Source organism: Rhizobium ruizarguesonis (assembly GCF_012349115.1).
Classification (GTDB): Bacteria; Pseudomonadota; Alphaproteobacteria; order Rhizobiales; family Rhizobiaceae; genus Rhizobium; species Rhizobium ruizarguesonis.
This window is the reverse complement of record NZ_PQIG01000083.1, coordinates 1-21,220: the sequence shown is the minus strand read 5'-3', so window position 1 is coordinate 21,220 and position 21,220 is coordinate 1. Positions and strand designations below refer to the sequence as shown.

Annotated in this window: 18 protein-coding genes and 1 pseudogene; 10 read left to right on the top strand and 9 right to left on the bottom strand. The window is 61.5% G+C overall.

Annotated elements, in window-relative coordinates:
• Positions 1-2: 2 nt before the first annotated feature.
• Together araG and C3Y91_RS19250 are read right to left on the bottom strand one after the other, a co-directional pair.
• Positions 3-1,508 carry an L-arabinose ABC transporter ATP-binding protein AraG gene (gene araG / locus C3Y91_RS19255; RefSeq protein WP_168575699.1) on the bottom strand — a complete coding sequence of 502 codons (1,506 nt, stop codon included), beginning with the start codon at positions 1,506-1,508 and terminating at the stop codon, positions 3-5.
• 70 nt (positions 1,509-1,578) lie between these two features.
• Positions 1,579-2,562, bottom strand: coding sequence for an arabinose ABC transporter substrate-binding protein (locus C3Y91_RS19250; protein WP_168575698.1), 984 nt, complete (start codon positions 2,560-2,562; stop codon positions 1,579-1,581).
• A gap of 213 nt (positions 2,563-2,775) precedes the next feature.
• Here C3Y91_RS19250 and C3Y91_RS19245 point away from each other — a divergent pair, with 213 nt between their 5' ends.
• From C3Y91_RS19245 to C3Y91_RS19230, 4 genes and pseudogenes are all read left to right on the top strand, one after another.
• Entirely contained in the window at positions 2,776-3,531 is a 756-nt protein-coding gene (locus C3Y91_RS19245) for a FadR/GntR family transcriptional regulator (RefSeq protein WP_105007450.1), read from the top strand.
• A 66-nt stretch (positions 3,532-3,597) separates the two neighbouring features.
• A complete protein-coding gene (gene dgoD, locus C3Y91_RS19240; protein WP_064249342.1) occupies positions 3,598-4,746 on the top strand; it encodes a galactonate dehydratase in 1,149 nt (382 codons plus the stop codon).
• A gap of 153 nt (positions 4,747-4,899) precedes the next feature.
• Positions 4,900-5,301, top strand: a complete 402-nt coding sequence (locus C3Y91_RS19235; RefSeq protein WP_105007451.1) for a DoxX family protein — start codon at positions 4,900-4,902, stop codon at positions 5,299-5,301.
• An 86-nt stretch (positions 5,302-5,387) separates the two neighbouring features.
• Positions 5,388-5,732 (top strand): annotated as a pseudogene (locus C3Y91_RS19230) (SDR family oxidoreductase); the annotation flags it as partial.
• A gap of 17 nt (positions 5,733-5,749) precedes the next feature.
• Here the strand turns inward: C3Y91_RS19230 and C3Y91_RS19225 are convergent.
• Positions 5,750-6,967, bottom strand: coding sequence for an adenylate/guanylate cyclase domain-containing protein (locus C3Y91_RS19225; protein ID WP_105007452.1), 1,218 nt, complete (start codon positions 6,965-6,967; stop codon positions 5,750-5,752).
• Positions 6,968-7,031: 64 nt separating this feature from the next.
• A complete protein-coding gene (locus C3Y91_RS19220; protein ID WP_105007453.1) occupies positions 7,032-8,057 on the bottom strand; it encodes a LacI family DNA-binding transcriptional regulator in 1,026 nt (341 codons plus the stop codon).
• A 95-nt stretch (positions 8,058-8,152) separates the two neighbouring features.
• Between C3Y91_RS19220 and C3Y91_RS19215 the strand changes: the two genes are divergently transcribed.
• The 3 genes from C3Y91_RS19215 to C3Y91_RS19205 all read left to right on the top strand — a co-directional run bounded on the left by C3Y91_RS19215 (position 8,153) and on the right by C3Y91_RS19205 (position 11,262).
• A complete protein-coding gene (locus C3Y91_RS19215; RefSeq protein WP_012759089.1) occupies positions 8,153-9,340 on the top strand; it encodes a phytanoyl-CoA dioxygenase family protein in 1,188 nt (395 codons plus the stop codon).
• Positions 9,341-9,433: 93 nt separating this feature from the next.
• Positions 9,434-10,255 (top strand): SDR family oxidoreductase, encoded by an 822-nt coding sequence (locus tag C3Y91_RS19210; RefSeq protein ID WP_017995258.1) that lies wholly within the window; start codon positions 9,434-9,436, stop codon positions 10,253-10,255.
• Positions 10,256-10,350: 95 nt separating this feature from the next.
• Positions 10,351-11,262 (top strand): SMP-30/gluconolactonase/LRE family protein, encoded by a 912-nt coding sequence (locus C3Y91_RS19205; protein ID WP_017995259.1) that lies wholly within the window; start codon positions 10,351-10,353, stop codon positions 11,260-11,262.
• 1 nt (position 11,263) lies between these two features.
• Here the strand turns inward: C3Y91_RS19205 and C3Y91_RS19200 are convergent, their stop codons facing one another.
• The 5 genes from C3Y91_RS19200 to C3Y91_RS19180 all read right to left on the bottom strand — a co-directional run bounded on the left by C3Y91_RS19200 (position 11,264) and on the right by C3Y91_RS19180 (position 16,333).
• Positions 11,264-12,013: a ThuA domain-containing protein gene (locus tag C3Y91_RS19200; RefSeq protein ID WP_105007455.1), complete on the bottom strand. Its 750-nt coding sequence runs from the start codon at positions 12,011-12,013 to the stop codon at positions 11,264-11,266.
• Between the two features lie 18 nt (positions 12,014-12,031).
• A complete protein-coding gene (locus C3Y91_RS19195; RefSeq protein WP_012759093.1) occupies positions 12,032-13,114 on the bottom strand; it encodes an ABC transporter ATP-binding protein in 1,083 nt (360 codons plus the stop codon).
• A 19-nt stretch (positions 13,115-13,133) separates the two neighbouring features.
• Complete coding sequence (locus C3Y91_RS19190) at positions 13,134-14,045, bottom strand: carbohydrate ABC transporter permease (protein ID WP_105007456.1); 912 nt, start codon at positions 14,043-14,045, stop codon at positions 13,134-13,136.
• Position 14,046: 1 nt separating this feature from the next.
• Positions 14,047-14,934 (bottom strand): carbohydrate ABC transporter permease, encoded by an 888-nt coding sequence (locus C3Y91_RS19185; RefSeq protein ID WP_003543165.1) that lies wholly within the window; start codon positions 14,932-14,934, stop codon positions 14,047-14,049.
• 106 nt (positions 14,935-15,040) lie between these two features.
• A complete protein-coding gene (locus C3Y91_RS19180; RefSeq protein WP_105007457.1) occupies positions 15,041-16,333 on the bottom strand; it encodes an ABC transporter substrate-binding protein in 1,293 nt (430 codons plus the stop codon).
• A 202-nt stretch (positions 16,334-16,535) separates the two neighbouring features.
• Here C3Y91_RS19180 and C3Y91_RS19175 point away from each other — a divergent pair, with 202 nt between their 5' ends.
• From C3Y91_RS19175 to C3Y91_RS19165, 3 genes are all read left to right on the top strand, one after another.
• Positions 16,536-17,543 (top strand): Gfo/Idh/MocA family protein, encoded by a 1,008-nt coding sequence (locus C3Y91_RS19175; protein ID WP_105007458.1) that lies wholly within the window; start codon positions 16,536-16,538, stop codon positions 17,541-17,543.
• A 9-nt stretch (positions 17,544-17,552) separates the two neighbouring features.
• Positions 17,553-18,551, top strand: coding sequence for a LacI family DNA-binding transcriptional regulator (locus tag C3Y91_RS19170; RefSeq protein ID WP_105007459.1), 999 nt, complete (start codon positions 17,553-17,555; stop codon positions 18,549-18,551).
• A gap of 203 nt (positions 18,552-18,754) precedes the next feature.
• Entirely contained in the window at positions 18,755-20,998 is a 2,244-nt protein-coding gene (locus C3Y91_RS19165) for a glycoside hydrolase family 2 protein (protein WP_168575697.1), read from the top strand.
• The last annotated feature ends 222 nt before the right edge of the window (positions 20,999-21,220 follow it).

Here is a 21,220-nt window from a genome sequence, read left to right as displayed (position 1 = left end):
TCCTAAATGGTGCCTGCGGCATTCTTGTCGGGAAGCGCTGCCGTCAGGATGTTGCGCTCGTCGAAATCCTGGCGGATGACATTGGCCGCCACCCTGCCCTGGCACATCACCATGATGCGATCGGAAATGCCCATGACTTCGGGCAACTCGCTTGATATCACCACGATCGCCATGCCGCCGGCCGCAAGTTCGTAGAGGATTTCGTAGATTTCCGATTTCGCCCCGACATCGATGCCGCGCGTCGGCTCGTCGATGACCAGGACCTTGATGCCCTGCTCGGACAGCCAGCGGCCGAGAATGACCTTCTGCTGATTGCCGCCCGAGAGGTTGATGATGTCCTGCTTGCGCGACGGCGTCCGCACCCGAAGCTTGGCGATGAACCGATCCGCCAGCGCCGCCTCTTGTCTTGGGCTCAGAATGCCGAAGGGCGAAAAATGCCGGCGTGACGAGATCGCGATATTCTCTTCGATCGATCGCCCTTGGACGATGCCGTCGAACTTGCGGTCCTCGGGGCAGAGTACCATGCCGGCATTGATCGCCGCCTTCGGATTGTTCGGCGAAACGGCAATGCCGTCGATCGTGACCCGGCCCTGATGCCTGGTGTCGGCGCCGTAAAGCAACCGAGCCATCTCGCTGCGGCCGGCGCCGATCAACCCGAAGAAACCGAGAATTTCGCCCTGGCGGACGGAAAAGCTGATCGGATGACGCAGCCTTGACCCCGACAGGCCCTTGACCTCCAGCCGTACGTCGCCGAGCGCGCGTTCGCGCCAGCCCCAGACATTGCTGATCTCGCGTCCGACCATTTCCGAAATGATCTGTTCGCGCGTGGTTTCGGCGATCTGAGGATGGTGGGCGGCAAGTTTGCCGTCGCGCAGCACTGTCAGGCTGTCGCAAAGACGGAAGATCTCGTCGAGACGATGCGAGACGTAGAGGATGACCGTTCCCTTCGCCTTCAGCCTGTCGATGAGTGAAAACAGGATTTCGCTTTCGCGCGAGGAAAGCGAGGAGGTCGGCTCGTCGAGCGCAATCACCCGCGCATCGAGCATGACGGCCTTGGCGATCTCGACCATCTGCCGCGCACCGATCGAAAGCGAGGCGACCTTGGCCGACGGATCGACATCGATGCCGATCTCCTGGAGCTTCGACCGCACCGTCTCGATCAGTATCTTCGAATGGATGACGCCGCCCTTGGCCGGAAAGCGCCCGAGCCATAGATTTTCGGCGACCGTCAACTCCGGAACGAGCTGCAGTTCCTGATGGATGACGATGACGCCGGCATGGAAGGCGTCGCGGACGGACCCGTATCTCTGTTCCTCGCCGTCGATGAGGATGTTGCCGCCATCGGCGGCCTGATCGCCTGACAGTACGCGGATCAGCGTCGATTTACCGGCACCGTTTTCGCCCATCAGTCCGTGGACGGCGCCCTTCTCGACCGTGAAGGAAACATTCGCCAGCGCCTGCACGCCGGGGTAACCCTTGGAGATATTGCTGAATTCGAGGAAAGCCATCATCGCTCCGTCGAGAAAGACCCGGCGGCACGCTGTGCGGCCGCCGGACGATATCATCTTGGAAGGACGATCACTCGATGCCAAGATCCTTGCGGACCTTCTCATAATCGTCGCGCAGCGCTAGGGAACCGGAGGTCAGCGTCAGCTTTGCCGGCTCCTTGTCGTTGGCAATCCAGTCGTACATGTTGAGCGCCGTTTCGTAGCCGTGGCGCTTCGGCGAGATGATGACGGTGCCGAAGAAGCCCGTCGCCGCCGGCTTCTTGAATTCATTGATCGCCGATTCCGCGCCGCCAATGCCGACACCGATGACGTTGGCGGCCGGAATACCGACCGATTCGGAGGCACGGACGGCGCCGAGGACAGCTTCGTCGTTGAGGCCGAAGGCGACCCAGTATTTCACGTCGGCATGCTTGTTGAGAACGGTGGTTGCCGCGTTGAGCGCCGCTTCCGTATCCGTCTTCGCCTGTGGCGCATCATAGATGTTTTCGGCCGGGAAACCGGCGGACTTCAGCACCGACATCGCACCTTCGACGCGGTCGACGGCCGTCGGCAGCTGGTCATAGGAGACCCGCACGGCGCCGACATTCTTCATGTCCCAGCCACGCTTCTTGATTTCGTCGACGATCGCCTGGCCGACGCTCTCGCCGATCTTGGTGGCTGAAATGCCCATATGCGGCACGTCTTCCAGCGGCTTGCCGTCGGCGCTGACGAGGCGGTCGTCGACGGTCATCAGCTTCAGCTGGTTGGCTTCAGCCTTGGCGACGATGCCGGGACCGAGCTTGACGTCGGGCGTGCAGATGATGAAGCCCTGCGCACCCTGAGCGCCGAGATTATCGATCGCCGACTGGACCTTCTCGCCGTCTTCGGCGCCGATCTTGACGACGGTGAAGCCTTTTTCCTTGGCGGCCTGGTCGGCGAATTTCCATTCGTCCTGGAACCACGGCTCCTCAGGCTGCTTGACGATAAACCCTATCTTGACGTCCGCGGAAAATGCCGAGCCGGCTGCCAGAATGGCAAAAGTGCCAGCCAGAATGGCTGCTTTGAACAAGCGCATGTCTCTCTCCCTAAACTCTCAAAAACCGAGCAGCTGCCTCCCAGGCAACGTCCAATGAATTATGATAAATCATCATACCAGTCAATTGCCAATGTATGATGATTGGAATAATAGGATTATTGACGAGATGCCGGGAGGAAGCGTCGCAAAGCGGATCGAATTCGGATAATCAGGTTCGATTGCCTAGCACGCGAGACAGAGCGGAGAGGTGAGTTGGAAACAATCGAGCGACAGAGCGGGGCCGAAAGCCGCCGCATCGAGCGCCGACCGCGCGTACGCCGCAACGTCACGGCGGCGATCGCTCAGGATATCTGTGCGGACCGCTATCCCTCGGGCTCGCCGCTGCCCCGCGAGAACGATCTCTGCGAACTCTACGGCGTCAGCCGCACCGTCATTCGCGAATCGTTGAAAGTGCTGGAATCCAAAGGCCTTGTTCGTGGCAAGCCGCGCATCGGAACCACCGTCTGCGACAAGGACGACTGGAATATCCTCGACGCTGACGTGCTTGAATGGATGGGTCCCTATATCAAGGATTTCGACCTGCTCGGCTGCATTCTCGAAGCCCGCCGCACCATCGAGCCGGCAGCCGCCGAATATGCCGCCGAGCGCGCCAGCGCCCAGGAGATCGCCGATCTCGACAATGCCTGGCGGCAGATGCGCGACAGCGCCCGCGACCCGGAAAGCTTCACCGATGCCGACGTCATGTTCCACACGGTGCTGCTCACCGCCAGCCACAATCAGGTCTTCCGCCGCCTGTCGAGCGCCATTCACGCGGCGCTGAAATATGCGCTGCATGCCTCCAATATCGGTGTCGAGAATCGCGAGGATGCGGTGCTCGTTCACGGCCAGCTGGTCGAGGCCCTGCGCATGCGCGACAAAACAGGCGCCCGTGAATGCGCCAACCGCATGCTCGATCTTGCGGTGCGCGATCTAGCCGCCGCCGAAAAAGCGATCGGCAGAACGAAATGACCGATCACGACAAATCTGCGGACGTGCCGCCGATCGCAAACCCGGGAAGAGACTGAAAGAACAGCGATGAAGATCACCAAACTCACCACCTATATCGTTCCCCCGCGCTGGCTGTTTTTGAAGGTCGAGACCGATGAAGGCATCGTCGGCTGGGGCGAGCCGGTCGTCGAAGGCCGTGCGCTCACCGTTCAGGCCGCCGTCCATGAGCTGGAAGACTACCTGATCGGCAAGGATCCTTTCCTGATCGAAGACCACTGGACCGTGATGTATCGCGGCGGCTTCTATCGCGGCGGCGCCGTCCACATGAGCGCGATCTCGGGCATCGACCAGGCGCTGTGGGACATCAAGGGCAAAGCGCTCGGCCAGCCGATCCATTCCCTGCTCGGCGGCCAGCTCCGTGATCGCATCAAGGTCTATTCCTGGATCGGCGGCGATCGTCCCTCGGATGTCGCCAACAATGCCAAGGAAGTGGTTGCCCGCGGCTTCAAGGCGATCAAGCTCAATGGCTGCGAGGAAATGCAGATCGTTGACACCAACGAAAAGGTAGAGAAAGCAGTCGAGACCATCGCCGCCATCCGCGAGGCGATCGGCCCGCATATCGGCATCGGCGTCGATTTCCACGGCCGCGTCCACAAGCCGATGGCGAAGGTTCTCGCCAAGGAGCTGGATCCCTACAAGCTGATGTTCATCGAAGAGCCGGTGCTTTCCGAAAACAAGGAAGCGCTGCGCGATATCGTCAACCATACGTCGACGCCGATCGCGCTCGGTGAACGGCTCTTTTCGCGCTGGGACTTCAAGCAGGTTCTCTCCGACGGTTATGTCGACATCATCCAGCCGGATCTCTCCCATGCCGGCGGCATCACCGAATGCCGCAAGATCGCGGCGATGGCCGAAGCCTACGACGTGGCGCTAGCGCCGCATTGCCCGCTGGGCCCGATCGCGCTCGCCGCCTGCCTGCAGGTCGATGCCGTCAGCTACAATGCCTTCATCCAGGAACAGAGCCTCGGCATCCACTACAACAAGGGCAACGACATCCTCGACTATATCTCCAACAAGGAGGTGTTCCACTATGCCGATGGTTTCGTCTCGATCCCGCAGGGTCCGGGTCTCGGCATCGAGGTCGACGAAGCCTATGTCATCGAGCGCGCCAAGGAAGGTCACCGCTGGCGCAACCCGATCTGGCGGCACGCCGACGGCAGCTTCGCCGAGTGGTGACAGCGCATAACCCCGAAAATCGGAACCGATTTTCGGAAAGGATTATGCGCAACTCAAAGTGATAGGGTCGCGCAAGCGGCCCTTTTTCATTCCCCGTGTAGGATATCGCGTGTTCCGTCCGTCATAGTCGAAGCTCAAAGAGGAGATTTCAAAATGGCCAGAGCAATCGCAATCATCGTCGGCCGCATCATCTTCAGCTTCGTCTTCTTCATGGCCGCCGGCTTCAAGTTCGCCGATATCGGTGCGACGGCCGGCTATATCACCGCTGCCGGCTTTCCGATGGCGACATTCCTTGCCTGGGTCGCCGCCTTCTTCGAGATCGCGCTGGCGCTCGCTTTCATATCAGGAGCTTTCTTCACCGAGGCCAGCCTGCTCGCAGCCATCTATGTGATCTTCCTCGCTTTCGCCTTCCACGGTCCGTCCCATTGGCAGCAGAACCAGGCCGAGTTCGGCTTCTTCGTCGATCACTTTACCTTCCTCGCCGGTCTGCTCTTTGCCGCGGTCCACGGGCCGGAGAAATGGGCGTTGAGCCACAGCCTCCTCAGGAAGCTCTAGCATCGGCCCGAAAATCGGAATCGATTTTCGGAAAGCACGATACGAGGATTGAAAGAGTTAGAGCGTCCTTTGTGCGTCCGAAAGGACGCACGGCGCTCGAGCCGGGTGCCACCGCCTACACCGCAACCAAGGCCGGCCAGGTCGCCATGGTCCAGCAGCTCGCCCTCGAACTCGGCCGGCACGGCATCCGCGTCAATGCCGTCTGCCCCGGCGAGATCGAGACCAATATCAGCGCCAATACCGACAGCCGCCACCGCGAGGAAACGGAGGTTCCGGTCATCTGGCCTGAGGGCGATATCCCGATTGCCGGCGGCAAGGCAGGCAAGAGCGAGGATGTCGCCGAAACCATCCTTTTCCTCGCATCCGAGCGCGCCCGACACATTACCGGTACGCCAATCTGGATTGACGGCGGTCAGGGCCTGTTGCGATAGCCCTTGCAGTCAGGAACTCAGCCGTTCAGCCGGGCGCTGTCGAGAGTATAAAGTTCCTGCGCGCGCTGCACGCCACGCAACGCATAGCGTCCGACGCAGGCGAGTGCGGTACGCTGCTGCTCCGGTATCGCCGCGGCGAAATCGGAGGAGATCAGCAGGTTGAGATCGACGGAACGACACATCGAGGCGATCCGGCTGACCTCGTTGACGGCAGGTCCGATGACGGTGAAGTCCAACCGGTCCTGGCTGCCGATATTGCCGTAGAAGACATCGCCGATATGCAGGCCGATATAGACGTCGGTCGTCGCCCGGCCGTCGGCCGCACGCGCGGCATTCAGCGTGGTCAGCTTTTCCCGCAGCAACGATTCGGCACTTAGCGCCGCACGACACGTCTCCGCCGGCACCTCGCCCTTAAAGATGGCGAGCACACCGTCGCCGATCAGCTTCAGCACGTTGCCGCCGGATTCGTGGACCGCCGTAATCACCGCCTCGCTATAGTCGTTGAGCAGCGGGATGATCTCCTCCGGCGGCACGCTGTCGGAGATCTTGGTGTAGTTCAGCAGGTCCGAAAACCAGAGTGCCGCGGAAATTCGCTCCGATTTGCCGCGGCTGATCTTGCCTTCCATCACCTGGCGCGCGGCGTCCTCGCCGAGATAGACCTCGGCGATGGTGCGGGCGATACGCCCGAGCGCGATACATTTGATCGCCAGCCCCAGCACCGGCACCAGCTTGCGCAGAATGGCGAGGTCGTGATCGGAAAAGCCCTCAGGATGTTTCGTCGCGAAATGCGAGAAGAAGCAATCCATCTCGCCGATCGTGCCGGCCTCGGAAAAACGATGCATCATCGCCACAAAGTCGGTGTGACCGGCTTCAGCGATCGTATCGAGCATGGAAAAATCGATCGGATCGCCGAAGCCGAGACGCCGGCGTATCTCCCGCTCGTCGCGAGACCAAAGATGATAGAAGGCCGAACGTTGCCAGTTCGACGCCGCCTCCCCCGAGATCGTCGGACCATATTCGAATTCGGTCTGGACTTCCTCGACGCTGTCCCAGCGGAAGGCGCGGCCCTCATGCACCGGATGCAGCGTATCCATCAGCGCCAGACCACGGTCGAGCGGCAGGCCGGCATCCCGGCAAGCCGAGCAGAAACCGGTCATGAGCTCGGCTTCCGAAGCGCCCTTCAGTCCCTGCTCCGTGATCCACGCTGCAATCGTGCTGACGTCGCTGTAATCCATGTTCTCACCTTCACTCGTACTAAAGTTGTAGCTCGAATTCGGCATCGAAGGAAAGCCAATTGGCTCAATCGCCCGCGGGCATATTGTAGGGCGTGACGATTTCGACTGTTGAAAGCGAGGGCGAAACCGCTCGCGGCAAGGCAGTCGCCCGGCTCATGATCGCTCGGAAGGCCGTACGCGCATCGGTTCTGAGATCATGATGCAGCACGAAGCCGATCCGACGCGCCGCAAGCAGGGCGCGATTATCCGCATCGAGATCATGGGCGACGAAAACGCGGACGGGACGTTTGGCCGCGTCGAAGGCCGCAAGCACCGCCCGGTTGCCGCCGCCGATCGAATAGACGGCGTTGATGGCGGGATCGGCCGCAAGGGCTGCCGCGGCAAGCGTTCCTGTCGCGGCATCGGTGCCGTGCCCCTCGCTGATTTCGGTAATGCCGATGTCGGGATAGCGGGCGCGGATGACGCGGCGAAAGCCGATTTCGCGCTCCTCCTCGCCGCGGAACCGTCCGCTCGACAGCGTTACCAGCACCTTGCCGCCATCACTCCCGAGGAATTCGCCGATCAGATAGGCGGCGGTCTCTCCCGCTGCCCGGTTGTCGGCGCCGGCATAGGCGATGCGGGCCGAATTCGGCAGGTCGGTCACCAGCGTCACGACCGGAATGCCGGTCGCATCCGCCCGCGCGACGGCGGCAGCCACCTCGGTGACGTCAGGCGCCTTGAGTACGATGCCGTGCGTGCCACGCAGCCGGATGCGATCGAGAAGCTGCGCCAGCTCGGCCGGCTTCATCACCTCGGCAAAATGGAAGCGACAGCGGAAGACGCCCGGCAGAAAGGTCGCCATCTCCGCCTCGAAGGCGGCGCGCACCGCATCGCTGAAACGCTGCGGTGTCTCCATGACGATATCGATCGCCAGCACCCGCCCGCTGCCCATCGCCCCGGCCTGCTGCTTCTCCAGCTCCGCGATCGCCGCCTTCACCCGCATCTCGGTCTGCCGGCGCACGCCCGGCCTGCCGTTCAGCACCCGGTCGACGGTCGCAGTGCTGAGCCCTGCCTGGAAGGCAATATCCTTAACGAGAAAGAGGTGTGCCATGCGATCGGTCTGATGGTTTTTTGATGGAATTCTGATCTATATCACCTGGCATCGCGGCGTATAGTGCCTCCATTGGAAAGACGGAGGAGCCCACCATGAAAACCGACAACCAGCAGAAACTGCGCGCCGACCGCGTCTGGCTGAGCGAAGACGCATGCGATCTCGATGAGTTTCGCGCCCTTGCGGAAAAGACGACGGCACTTGCCGATTACCCCTCGGCGTCTGCGGTCGAAAAAAACGTGCTGATCTATGATAGCCGCAAGGTGATGACGACGGCCGCAACGCCAGAAGGCCGACGCGCCGTGCTGGCGGAAATCTGCGATGCCTTCGGCGAAGGTCCTGGTGTCGTCGTGTTCAAGCGCGCTTACGAAGACACCGGCATCATCGACCGCGCCAGCACGATCTTCGATGCGATCATCGAGGAACAGCACCGCACTTCGACCGGCGGCGGCGATCACTTCGCCAAGCCTGGTGCCAACGACCGTATCTGGAACTCGCTGGAAAAACATTGCCTCGCCGATCCGGCAAATTTCGCCGAATATTACGGCAACGCCATCATCGCGCTGGCAAGCGAAGCCTGGCTCGGCCCAAGCTACCAGATGACGGCGCAGGTCAACCGCGTCAATCCGGGCGGTTCGGCGCAGTCGGCGCATCGCGACTATCATCTCGGCTTTCAGTCCTCAAAGGTGATCGAACAATTCCCGGCGCATGTGCACCGGCTCTCGCCGGTGCTGACATTGCAGGGTGCGGTCGCCCATTGCGACATGCCTCTCGAAAGCGGCCCGACACTCTTCCTGCCGCACAGCCAGACCTATGTGCCGGGTTACCTCGCGCTGAAGCGGCAGGAGTTCCTGGATTATTTCGAGACCAACCATGTCCAGCTGCCGCTCGAAAAAGGCGACCTCGTCTTCTTCAATCCCGCCCTTTTCCATGCCGCCGGCACCAACCGCTCGGCCGACATCAAGCGCGTCGCCAACCTCCTGCAGGTCTCCTCCGCCTTCGGCCGGGCGATGGAAACCGTCAACCGCGAGAAGATGAGCGCCAGGCTGTTTCCCGCTTTGAAGGCCTTGCTGGGCAGGCTCTCGCCTGACGAAATCGCCAACGCCGTCGCCGCCTGCGCCGAGGGCTACTCCTTCCCGACCAACCTCGACCGCGACCCGCCGCTTGGCGGACTGGCGCCGAAGACACAAGCGCAACTGATGCATGAGGCGCTGAAAGAAGGCTGGAGCGATGAACTCTTTACGGCAGCACTTGCCGAGCAGGCGCAGAAGAAGCTGAGCTGATTTGGAAGCTTGAGCCTCTTGCATCCGCACTGACATAAAAGCCTCCCGCACCCGCGGGAGGCCATTCGCACATCATCGCAATGGAGGAACCACATGAGCACAGACCACGGCCGCCTTGACGGCAAGATCGCCATCGTCACCGGCGGCACGCAAGGATTGGGCGCGACAATCGCCCGCCTCTTCGCCGAACGCGGTGCAAAAGGCATCGTCATCTGCGGCCGCAACGAAGCCAAGGGCAAGGCGAAGGCGGCGGAGATTTCGGCTGCGACCGGCGCCAGGATCGTCTACGTCAAGTCCGACCTCGGCAAGGTCGAGGATGCACAGAATGTCGTGCGCGCCTGCGACGAGACCTTCGGTCGTGTCGATGCGCTGGTCAATGCCGCCGCCATCACCGATCGCGGCACCATCCTCGACACCAGCCCGGAACTCTTCGACGCAATGTTCGCCGTCAATGTTCGCGCGCCGTTTTTCCTGATGCAGGAAGCGGTGAAGGTCATGCGCCGCGAAAACATCGAGGGTACGATCGTCAACATCGGCTCGATGTCGGCCAAAGCCGGCCAGCCCTTCATCGCCGCATATTGCGCCTCCAAGGGCGCGCTGGAAACGCTGACGAAGAACACCGCCTATGCGCTCCTGCGCAACCGCATCCGCGTCAATGGTCTGAACATCGGTTGGATGGCCTCTGAAGGCGAGGACCGCATTCAGCGCGAATATCACGGCGCACCGGCCGACTGGCTGGAGAAGGCGGCGGCAAGCCAGCCCTTCGGCCGTCTCGTCGATCCGCACGAGGTGGCGCGCGCCTGCGCTTACCTGTCGTCTTCCGAATCCGGCCTGATGACCGGCTCGGTCATCTGCTTCGACCAATCGGTCTGGGGAGCCTACGACGGCTCGCCGCATCCGGTCGCGGCCCTCTGACGAAACCGGAGCCTGGCATTTCCATCGCCGGGCTCTGGCACCTCCAGCTTTTTGCCGCTAGGAAAAGAACGGCAGCATTCAGGGAGGAAACTGGCATGGGCGACAATCCGATTTATGAGATCCGCGACGAACGCTTCGGTGCAATGGTCATCGGCAGCGCCGGCCTCGAGGAGCTTTATTCCGGCTGCCGCTGGACGGAAGGCCCGGTCTGGTTTTCCGACCTGAACTGCCTTCTCTGGAGCGATATCCCGAATGAACGCATGATGCGCTGGACACCGGATGGGACGGTCTCCGTCTTCCGCTCACCCTCCAACTACGTCAATGGCAATACCCGCGACCGGCAGGGCCGGCTGGTCTCCTGCGAACATGGCGGCCGCCGTGTCACCCGCACCGAGACGGACGGCACCATCACCGTTCTCGCCGACAGCTATCAGGGCAAACGGCTGAACTCGCCGAACGACGTCGTCGTGCACTCCGACGGCGGGGTCTGGTTCACCGATCCGACCTACGGCATCCTGTCGGATTACGAGGGCCACAAGGCCGAACCCGAGCAGTCGACGCGCAATGTCTACCGGATCGACCCGGCAAGCGGCGCGATCGACGCCGTCGTCGAGGATTTCATCCAGCCGAACGGCCTTGCCTTCTCGCCCGATGAGACGAAGCTTTATATTGCCGATTCCGGCTCCGCAAAACATGAAGTGCCGCGCCATATCCGCGTTTTCGACGTCACCGACGGCAAGGCGCTTGCCAACAGCCGCTACTTCTGTAGCCTCGATGTCGGCCATCCCGACGGTTTTCGTTTCGATGTCGCCGGCAATCTCTGGACGAGTGCCTCCGACGGCGTGCACTGCTTTTCGCCCGACGGAACCCTGCTCGGCAAGATCAGGGTGCCACAGACGGTGTCCAACCTCACCTTCGGCGGCCCCAAGAAAAACCGGCTCTTCATCACCGCGACACGTTCGGTCTATTCGATCTATATCAAAACGACCGGCGCACAATATCCATAGATCAGGCCTTCACCTTGTCGGGACGCCCGTGCAGCGGCTCGGCCCGGTGCCAGTTTTCCAGAATGCGGCCATCGGTGTGTTTCTGCCGCGCCCAGCGGATGCCGTTCGAGATCACCTTATGCACGGTCTTGTCGTGATAGATCGGGTAGGTCTCGTGGCCGGGGCTGAAGAAGAAGATGCGCCCACGCCCGCGCTGGAAGGTGCAGCCGCTGCGGAACACCTCGCCGCCGGAATACCAGGAGATGAACACCAGCTCGTCCGGCTGCGGAATGTCGAAGGGTTCGCCGTACATTTCCGAGGCATTGACCTCGAAATAGGGCGGCAGCCCCTCGGCGATAGGATGCGAGGGATTGACCACCCAGACGCGCTCCAGGTCGCCATCAGGCGTCTCGCGCCAGGAAAGGTTGGCATTGGTCCCCATCAGCCGGCGGAAGAGCTTGGAATGATGGCCGGAATGCAGGACCAGCAGGCCCATGCCCTTCAGCACGCGCTGCTGCACGCGGTCGATCAGCCCGTCGCTGACCTCCTCATGCGCCATATGCCCCCACCAGAGCAGCACGTCGGTATCATTGAGCACGGAATCCGGCAGCCCTTCATCCGGATCGTCTAGCGTACCGCGGCGGACCTCGAAATCGGGGTGGGCGATACCGGCAGCGATCGCTCCGTCGATACGATCAGGATAGATATCCTGAACTTCCTTGTGGACCTGCTCGTGGCGCCCTTCGTTCCAGATCGTGACCTTGATTGTCATGTCATTCCTCGATGTGTTTCAAGCGGTTGCCGAACGGATTACCCGGCCGGCGGAATCAAACAGATGGCAACCGGCGCGCTCGGCAGTCAGCGACACACGATCGCCCGGCCGCACCGCGATATCGCCTTCGGCGCGTACGACGATCGGCTGCTGCTGCGAACCGACTGTCAGATAGGTCTCCACGCCCAAACGCTCGACGATGACGACCTCGGCCGAAAAATCACCCTGCCCTTGGGGTGCGAGCTTCAGATGTTCCGGCCGAATGCCGAGCTTCGCCTCGCCCTGCTGCACGGCGCCATTGCCGTCTGAAAGGTCGATGGAAAGGCCGAGCGGGCTTTCCAGATGCACCTTGCCGCCATCCCGGCGCGTCGCCGTCATCGGCAGCACGTTCATCTTTGGCGAGCCGATGAAAGTTGCGACAAATTCGTTGTCCGGCTGATGGTAGAGATCCATCGGCGCGCCCTGTTGAGCGACGACGCCCTTGTTCAGCACGACGATGCGGTCCGCCATCGTCATCGCCTCCACCTGGTCGTGCGTGACGTAGACGACCGTCGCCTTCAGCTCGCGGTGCAGGCGTTGCAGCTCGGCGCGCATCTGCACGCGCAGCGCCGAATCGAGGTTCGACAGCGGTTCGTCGAACAGGATCAGCGCCGGTTTCTTGATGATGGCGCGGCCGATCGCCACGCGCTGGCGCTGGCCGCCGGAAAGGGCGGCCGGGCGGCGGTCGAGGTAGTCGGTGAGCTGCAGGATTTCGGCGACACCTTCCACCTGCCGGCGGATTTCCGCCTCCGGCACCTTCTTCAGGCTGAGCGAGAAGCCAATGTTTTCGGCAACGCTCATATGCGGATAGAGCGCATAGGACTGGAACACCATGGCAATGCCGCGCTTGTCGGGCGGCACGTCGTTGATGCGTTTGCCGTTGAGGATAAGGTCGCCGTCATCGATGCCTTCGAGGCCGGCGATCATCCGCAGCAGCGTGGACTTGCCGCAGCCGGAGGGGCCGACGAAAACCGCGAATTCTCCGTCTTCCACGGTAATGTCGACGCCCTTGATGACCTCGAGCGCGCCGTAGAATTTGCGAACGTTTCTGAGATTGATCATCTGTTTCTCTTTCTTGATCTCAGCCCTTCACGCCGCCCGAAAACGTCTGGACGAGGAAGCGCCGCGCAAAACCGAAGGCGACGACGGCGGGCAGCAGATAGATGAATGCCAGCGCGGTCAGCAGGCCGTAATCGATCTCGTTGATGCGCAGGAAGGCGCGGAAGAGACCGAGCGGCAGCGTCTGCAGCTCCGGCGACGACAGGAGGATCAGCGGCAGCAGGAAATCGCCCCAGGCCGACATGAAGGCGAACAGCCCAGCAGCGGCAAGCCCCGGCAGCGCCAGCGGGATCAACACCCGGCGGATGCGCTGGATGAGTGTCGCCCCATCCATCAGCGCCGCCTCCTCATAGTCCCTCGGCAGCCCGTCGAAGAAGGTCTTCATGATCCAGAGCGCCAACGGCAATTGCATCGTCGCCAGCACCAGGATCAACCCGAGATAACCGTCGATGAAGCCGGTCCAGCGCATGATGTCGCGGGCATAGCTGCCGAAGATCGGTCTGAGCACCGCCGCTTCCGCATTGTTCAGCGTCAGCAGGAATTTGTAGAGCGGCACGACGAGCGCCGTCGGCGGCAGCACACGGATGAGCAGGATCGCGTAGAGGAAGGGCAGCTTCCACCAGGCCCGGGTGCGCGACAGTGCATAACCGCCGAGCCCCGAAAGCACCATGACGAGCAGCGTCGCGCTAGCGACCACGAAGAGCGAATTGAACAGCCACTTCGCCCCGTCCTCCTTGGTGAAGACCCTGATATAATTGGCGAAAGTCCACTGCTCCGGCCAATGCAGGAAGAGCTGGGCATTGCCGTCGAGCGAGGCGAGCAGCACCCAGAAGAAAGGCACCGCGCAGAAGATCGAGATCAGCGACAGCGTCGCATAGGCGATGAGGTCGGAGCGACCCTTGTTTGCAGTTTCACTTGGGGAAACGACGGCCATGTCAGACCTCCACCTTCATGGCCCGGACATAGGCGATACCTAATATCAGCGAGATGACGAGCGCGACGACGGCGACCGCGGCACCATAACCCAGCTGGAACGACGTAAAGGACTGGTTGTAGATATAGATGCTGACCACCTCGGTCGCCCCGCCCGGTCCGCCGCGCGTCAGCGCATAGACGAGGCCGAAGACGGCGATGGTGGAGACGGCGGAGATCAACATATAGAGCAGGATCGTCGGCATCATCAGCGGCAGGGTGATGCGGCGGAACATCTGCGATGGGGTGGCGCCGTCCATGCGCGCTGCCTCATAGATCTCCGCCGGAATGGTACTGAGGCCGGCCGTTAGCAGGATCATCGCCGTGGCGATGCCGCGCCAGGTGTTGACGACGATGATCATCGACAGCGGGAAGACCTGCAGCCAGTCGGCCGGCGTGATGCCGAAAAAACTGACGATGCGGCTGAGTGTGGCATTGTCGCCGCCCGCCAGCATCGAGATCCACATGAAACCGGCGACGACTTCAGGGGCTGCATTCGGCAACAGGATGATCGACGAAAACACCCGCCGAAAGCGGATCGGCCGGCGCAACGCAATTGCCGAGATCAGGCCGAGCACGAACTGGCCGATCACCGCCGAACCGATGACGAAGACGAAGGTGACGAACAGCGAATTCCAGAACTTCGCGTCGTTGAAGAGCCGCGTGTAATTCCTGAAACCAACGAAACGGGGCCGAAGGGCCGCGGCCCCGGTCAGCGCCTCATTGGTGAAGCTCAGATAGATCGAATAGAGGGCCGGATAGATGACGAAGGCCAGAAGCAGCACCAGCGAGGGCAGCAGGATCAGCAGCCATTGCCGCTCGGCGCGCTTTTCATGAGAGTTTCGGGCCATGGAAGCTCACAAACCTTATCGATGGAACCGGCTTATCGAATGAAAGCGGGAAGACGCGGGCGTTGGCGCCGCGTCCCCGTCGTGGCGGAAGAGAGGGTGCCGGAGCTTACTTGACCATGTCGTCGCCGAGCGTTTCCTTGACGTAGTCGACAAGGATCTTCTGGGCGCCGGCGGCATCGGTTTCCTTGCGGAGCAGCGCTTCGGTGGCCCGCGCGACCCCTTCCGAGACCGTACCAAATCCGGAGGCCTGCTTCAGGAACACGCCGTTCCCGGCCGCGGCATGGATCGGAACCAGCTCCGTCAGCTTCTGGAACTCGGCATTGCCAGCCGCATCCTTGCTGGCCGGGATGTTGCCGATGCGGGCGGCGTAGGAAACCTGAGTCTCGATCGAGCCGATCTCCATCAGCGCCTTGATCGCCAGCTCGGTATTGGCCGACTTGGAATTGACGGCCCACGGCGCAGCGAGATTGGCCAGCACATACTGGCCGCTGCTCTGGCCGGGAACCGTCCAGGTGCCGACCACCTTCGTCACGTCAGGGATCGGGTTCTTGCTTTCGCGACCCCAGTCGAAAATATAGCACCAGGAGCCGCAGGTGGTCGCGGCGAGCTTGCCTTCCGGGAACATCTGGTACTTCGGCACGACCCAGGGCTCGGGTCCGAGCAACGGCTGCGTCGGCATCAGATCCTTGTCGATCAGTTCCTTGTAGACGTTGAAGACATCCTTGATGCCTTCGCCATTCAGATCGAGCTTGCCGTCGGCATCGACGAGCTGCGGCGTCTTGGAACCGACGAGCAGATGCTGGAAACCTTCGTCGAAGGCGCCGCTTCCCCAGGAAACGCCGGCCGGAAAGAGCAGGCCGTAGGCGCCGGTCTTCTGCTTGATCTCGGCCGCGCGGTCGAGAAGTTCCTGCCAGGTCTTCGGCTGTTCGGTCGAGATGGCGGCTTTTTCGAGAACGTCCTTGCGGTAATAGATTTCCTGAATGCCGAGCATGAACGGCATCACATAGGTTTCTCCATCCGGGCTGACGGCAAGCTCCTTGGCGACGTCATAGAGGTTGGCGTAGCCGTCCCAGGCCTTGAACTCCTTGGTAACAGGCGCGAGGTAACCGGCTTCCACCATGTCGGCGACCGCAGCCGTCGTCGGGATGGAGAACAGGTCGGGCGCGTTGCCGGCGCCGAGCTCGGTCAGGAGTTTCGTCAGGTAGTCCTTGTCGGGCGCCGGATATTCGATGACCTCGACGGTGACGCCATATTTCTTTTCGATCCGCTCGACCGTCGACTTCATCGCGTCGATGCCGGCCTGACCATGATTTGCAATTCGGATTGTTTCTGCCTGTGCCAGCGTCGAAACCGCGCTCAGCAGAATGGCGCATAGGCCGCCAAGAACCATTTTCTTCAACGGAAGTCCTCCCTTTTGTAGAGACACGGCGCCCTCCAGCACCGGTCGTGAAAATGTACACGCATTCCGAATGCTGACAAGACGGTTTTTGAAAAGATTCGATAGTGAGCTTTAATATACTGATATTACTTATTTATTTAGATATTGCCATCGCCATACCGTTTGTGTAATCGTGTGCACAATGTATTCAGGGAGGAATTTCATGTCTGAGAAATTGCGCCTCGGCGTCATCGGCGCTGGCTTGAAGGCGGCGGAATATGCCGAGAGCTGGGTCAAGATGCCGGAGATCGAATTCGCTGCTCTCGCCGACACCACGGCGGCGTCGCGCCAGCGCCTGATCGACGTCTGCCTCGCCGCCGGCGCACCAGAACCGAGGAGCTTCGAGGATTATCGCCAGATGCTCGCGGAATGCCGGGGCGAACTCGACATCGTCTACGTCTCCACCCCGCATGCCTTCCATGCCGAGCAGGCAACCGCCGTGGCCGAGGCCGGCCTCGACCTCTTCCTGGAAAAGCCGATGGTGACGACAGTCACTGAAGCCGAGAGGCTGATCGCCGCGCAGAAAAAGAGCGGCGTCACCATCGTCACCGCCTTCCAGGGCGGCCTGTCGCCGCTGGTGCTCGACACACGCCGGCGGGCCCTCGCCGGCGAATTCGGCGAGCTGATCGCCATATCGGGCATGATCTGGGAAAGCTGGTCGTCCAATTATGACGGCCACTGGAAGCAGCAGCCTGATATCTCCGGCGGCGGCTTCATGTTCGATACCGGCGCCCACATGATGAACACCGTCTGCCTGCTCGCCAATTCGGATTTCGACAGTGTGTCGGCCTACATGAACAACCACGGCAGACAGGTCGATATCGCCACCGCCGTCTCCGCCCGGCTGAAAAACGGCGCGCTGGCGACATTGACGGCCGCCGGCGAAGGCCCTCCGGGCTGCGCCTCCCACATCACCTTCTTCTATTCAAAGGCGATCGTGCGCATCGACGCCTGGGGCGGCTGGCGCGAGATCAGTGTCGGGCGCACTGCCGAGCCGCGCGAGGAAGCCGAGATTCTCGGCAATCCGATGAAGAATTTCCTCGCCATTCGCGAGGGAAAGATGGAAAACTCCGGCTCCGTTGAAATGGGCATCAGATTCGCTAGGCTATGGGATGCAATCAAGGAATCGGCAGCGGCCGACGGCGCTTCCGTCAGGATCGTCGCCCGATAGGCGCTGAAGATGAGCGGTATGAGTAGACGGCGGATCACCTCGAAGGAACTGGCGAAACTCGCCGGCGTCTCCTCCGCCACCATTTCCCGCGCCTTCTCGCCGGATTCACGCATCGGCAGCGCGACGCGCGACCGCATCCTTGCCGTCGCCCGTGAACATGGCTACCAGCCGAACGCGATCGCCCGCTCACTGAACAACCAGCGCTCGCGCCTCGTCGCCCTGGTCGTCAACGCGATCGGCAACCCTTGCGAGGCTGAGGAACAACAGCTTCTCGTCCACCGCCTACAAGCGAGACAATTGCTGCCGATCATCCTCTGCTGCGCCGATCATTCCGACCGGCTGCAATTGATGCGCCTTGCCTCCACCTATCAGGTCGATCACGTCGTCGTCTTCTCCGACATGGTGTCGATGCAAGATGCCGTTGATATCTTCCACACGACGAAGCCGATCATCGTCTCCTTCGAGCCGCTCGACAACGAAAACGTCTCCAGCATCCGCATCGACGGCGCTGAGGCCGCCGACGAGATCATCGGCAAGATCGTTCGCGACGGCAAAAAGCGTTTCGCCTACCTCTCCGGCACCAATTCCAGCTGGATCGACAAGCTCAGGCGCAAATGGTTCGCCGATGCGCTGACCAAGCGCGGCCTCGCCTTCGAGGCGCAGGCCTTCGGCGACTACTCCTATGATTCCGGCTTCAAGGAAGCCGTGCTCCTGCTGCACCGTGACAAGGTCGACGCCATCATCTGTGGCAACGATGTCATGGCGATCGGCGCACGCGATGCAGCCCGCCGGGTGCTCGGCAAGAACACGCCGGATGATATCGCCATCGTCGGCCAGGACGGCATTGCCATGGCCGCCTGGGATTGCAACGACCTCACCACGCTGAGCCTCGACCACGTCGCCTTCATCGATGCCGTCGTCGAATTGATCGAACGGCATGACGCCGAGATCGAAGGCCCGCACAGCATCACGCTCACCTGCACCGCCCGCTGGGGCTCGACCGCCTGATGCATGTCGCCTGGAAGTGTACAGCGGTTCCGGGGTGACGACATGCATGAAAAAAGCTAAAGCGCGTCGCATGAATCAAGTTCGCTGTGACGTGCTTTAGCGGCTCGCTCATCCATTGCATCGAGGAGGAATACCGATGATCAGATTTTCACGCGCCGAGAGGTGCCGCAATGTCCCTGATGCCGTAATCTGGAGAGCCTGAAATGCGTTCCGTCGTTTCCTTCAATGAAGGCTGGAGTTTCCACGAGGGCTTCGGCCAGCGCTTGCTCGAAACTTTCGATGCCGCCAAGTCGGTCAGCCTGCCGCATACCGCTGTCGAACTGCCCTTCAGCTATTTCGACGAGACCAGCTATCAGCGCGCCTTCACCTATCAGAAGGTGCTGCGCTGGCTGCCGGAATTCGAGGGCCGCGAAGTTTCGCTCGTCTTCGACGCCGCCATGGCCGACAGCGTCGTCTATCTGAACGGCGAGGAAATCATTGCCCATAAGGACGGCTACACCCCATTTGAGGCCCGCCTCACCGGCAAGCTGGTCAAGGGCGAGAACCTCGTCACCGTCAAGATCGACGGCAGCGAAAACCCCGACATTCCGCCTTTCGGCGGCCGTATCGACTATCTGACCTATGCTGGCATCTACCGCGATGTCTGGCTGAAGGTCACCGACCCGGTCTCGATCCGCAATCTCAAGATCGAAACCACAGACGTTCTCGGCCCGGAGAAATCGGCGACCATACGCGTCGATATCGCCAATCCCGAGGGCCGCAGCTTCTCGGCGACGGTCACCGCAACGCTGAAACAGGCCGACGGTACGGTGGTCGCCACCGCCGCCACTGAAACGATCGGCAGCCGCACCACGCTCTCCTTTGGCGGCCTCACCGGCATCGCCCTCTGGGACATCACCGATCCCACGCTCTATGACGTCACCGTCGAAATCAGGACCGAACACGGCTCCGACCGTGTCTCGACCAGGTTCGGCTTCCGCACCGCCGAATTCACGCCGGAAGGTTTCCTCCTCAACGGCAAGCCATTGAAGCTGCGCGGCCTCAACCGCCACCAGGCCTTCCCCTATGTCGGTTATGCCGCCGGCCGCTCCGCCCAGGAGCGTGACGCCGACATCATGAAGACGGTGCTGAAGTGCAATATCGTCCGCACCTCGCATTATCCGCAGTCGAAATGGTTCCTCGACCGATGCGACACGATCGGTCTGCTGGTCTTCGAAGAGATCCCGGGCTGGCAGCATATCGGCGATGCCGACTGGCAGCAGGAATCGATCGAGAACGTCCGCCGCATGATCGAGCGCGACTGGAACCACCCCTCGATCATCATCTGGGGCGTGCGCATCAACGAATCGCAGGATAATCACGATTTCTACGCCGAGACCAATCGCCTCGCCCGTGAACTCGACAGCACCCGCCAGACCGGCGGCGTGCGTTATCTCACCGAGAGCGAGCTGCTCGAAGACGTCTACACGATGAACGACTTCATCCTCGGCAATGAGGAACTGCCGGGCGCCAACCGCCCGCGCACCGCGCTGCGCGCCCAGCAGGAAAATACCGGACTGTCGCACAAGGTGCCGTACCTCATCACCGAGTTCAACGGCCACATGCACCCGACGAAGATTTATGACCAGGAGCAGCGCCAGGCCGAGCATGTGCGCCGTCACCTGGAAGTGCTGAATGCCGCCTATGGCGATCCTGATATCTCCGGCGCCATCGGCTGGTGCATGTTCGATTACAACACCCACAAGGATTTCGGCTCCGGCGACCGCATCTGCTATCACGGCGTCATGGACATGTTCCGCGAGCCGAAATTCGCGGCCTATGCCTATATCAGCCAGTGCGACCCTTCCGAGGAGATCGTCATGAAGCCGGCGACCTTCTGGGCGCGCGGCGAACGCAATATCGGCGGCGTGCTGCCGCTGATCATCCTGACCAACTGCGACGAGGTGGAGCTGCAATATGGCTCGCTCAGCAAGCGCATCGGTCCGGATCGCGAAAATTACCCGCATCTGCCGCATCCGCCCGTCGTGCTCGACCATCGGCACTTCACCGCCGATGAGCTCGGCACCTGGGGTCTCGAATGGATCGACGGCACTTTCACCGGCTATATCGGCGGCGAGCCGGTGGCCAGTCTGACGCTGGTGGCCGATCCATTGCCGACGACCCTGGAAGTGGTTGCCGATAGCTCGACGTTGAAAGCCCGTGAACGCGACAGCACACGCGTCATCATCCGCGCCCTCGACCAGCGCGGCCAGCGCCTGCCCTTCATGAACGACAGCATTTCGCTGAAGGTGCACGGCCCGGCAAGGATCGTCGGCCCGACCAATGTGCCGCTGCAGGGCGGCACCGCCGGCTTCTGGCTGGAGGCGACAGGGTTCACCGGCGAGATCACCGTCGAAGCGGTCTCCTCGCGTTTTCCCCCGGTGAAGGTGGGCGTGACGGCCGGCTAGCGCATAACCCAGAAAATCGAAATCGATTTTCGGAAAGGATTATGCGCCAACTCAAAGTGTTAGAGCGTCCTTAGCGCGTCTTGTTAGGCGCGCGGCGCTCTAATGGCCCTCACCCAATCCTGAGCTGGCTATTGGGATCGAAGAACACGGCCTTGTCGAGATTGAAGGCCAGGCGGGTGTTTTGTCCTGGAGCGATGCCGGTATCGGCGCGCAGGCGGGCGA

Bases quoted from the DNA above. Each gene is read 5' to 3' on its own strand.
- C3Y91_RS19200 (WP_105007455.1), bottom strand. From the start codon at position 12,013: ATGACAATCAAGGTCACGATCTGGAACGAAGGGCGCCACGAGCAGGTC.
- C3Y91_RS19170 (WP_105007459.1), top strand. From the start codon at position 17,553: ATGAGCGGTATGAGTAGACGGCGGATCACCTCGAAGGAACTGGCGAAA.
- C3Y91_RS19185 (WP_003543165.1), bottom strand. From the start codon at position 14,934: ATGGCCCGAAACTCTCATGAAAAGCGCGCCGAGCGGCAATGGCTGCTG.
- C3Y91_RS19250 (WP_168575698.1), bottom strand. From the start codon at position 2,562: ATGCGCTTGTTCAAAGCAGCCATTCTGGCTGGCACTTTTGCCATTCTG.
- C3Y91_RS19205 (WP_017995259.1), top strand. From the start codon at position 10,351: ATGGGCGACAATCCGATTTATGAGATCCGCGACGAACGCTTCGGTGCA.
- C3Y91_RS19225 (WP_105007452.1), bottom strand. From the start codon at position 6,967: ATGGATTACAGCGACGTCAGCACGATTGCAGCGTGGATCACGGAGCAG.
- C3Y91_RS19210 (WP_017995258.1), top strand. From the start codon at position 9,434: ATGAGCACAGACCACGGCCGCCTTGACGGCAAGATCGCCATCGTCACC.
- araG (WP_168575699.1), bottom strand. From the start codon at position 1,508: ATGGCTTTCCTCGAATTCAGCAATATCTCCAAGGGTTACCCCGGCGTG.
- C3Y91_RS19195 (WP_012759093.1), bottom strand. From the start codon at position 13,114: ATGATCAATCTCAGAAACGTTCGCAAATTCTACGGCGCGCTCGAGGTC.
- dgoD (WP_064249342.1), top strand. From the start codon at position 3,598: ATGAAGATCACCAAACTCACCACCTATATCGTTCCCCCGCGCTGGCTG.
- C3Y91_RS19220 (WP_105007453.1), bottom strand. From the start codon at position 8,057: ATGGCACACCTCTTTCTCGTTAAGGATATTGCCTTCCAGGCAGGGCTC.
- C3Y91_RS19235 (WP_105007451.1), top strand. From the start codon at position 4,900: ATGGCCAGAGCAATCGCAATCATCGTCGGCCGCATCATCTTCAGCTTC.
- C3Y91_RS19165 (WP_168575697.1), top strand. From the start codon at position 18,755: ATGCGTTCCGTCGTTTCCTTCAATGAAGGCTGGAGTTTCCACGAGGGC.
- C3Y91_RS19190 (WP_105007456.1), bottom strand. From the start codon at position 14,045: ATGGCCGTCGTTTCCCCAAGTGAAACTGCAAACAAGGGTCGCTCCGAC.
- C3Y91_RS19175 (WP_105007458.1), top strand. From the start codon at position 16,536: ATGTCTGAGAAATTGCGCCTCGGCGTCATCGGCGCTGGCTTGAAGGCG.
- C3Y91_RS19215 (WP_012759089.1), top strand. From the start codon at position 8,153: ATGAAAACCGACAACCAGCAGAAACTGCGCGCCGACCGCGTCTGGCTG.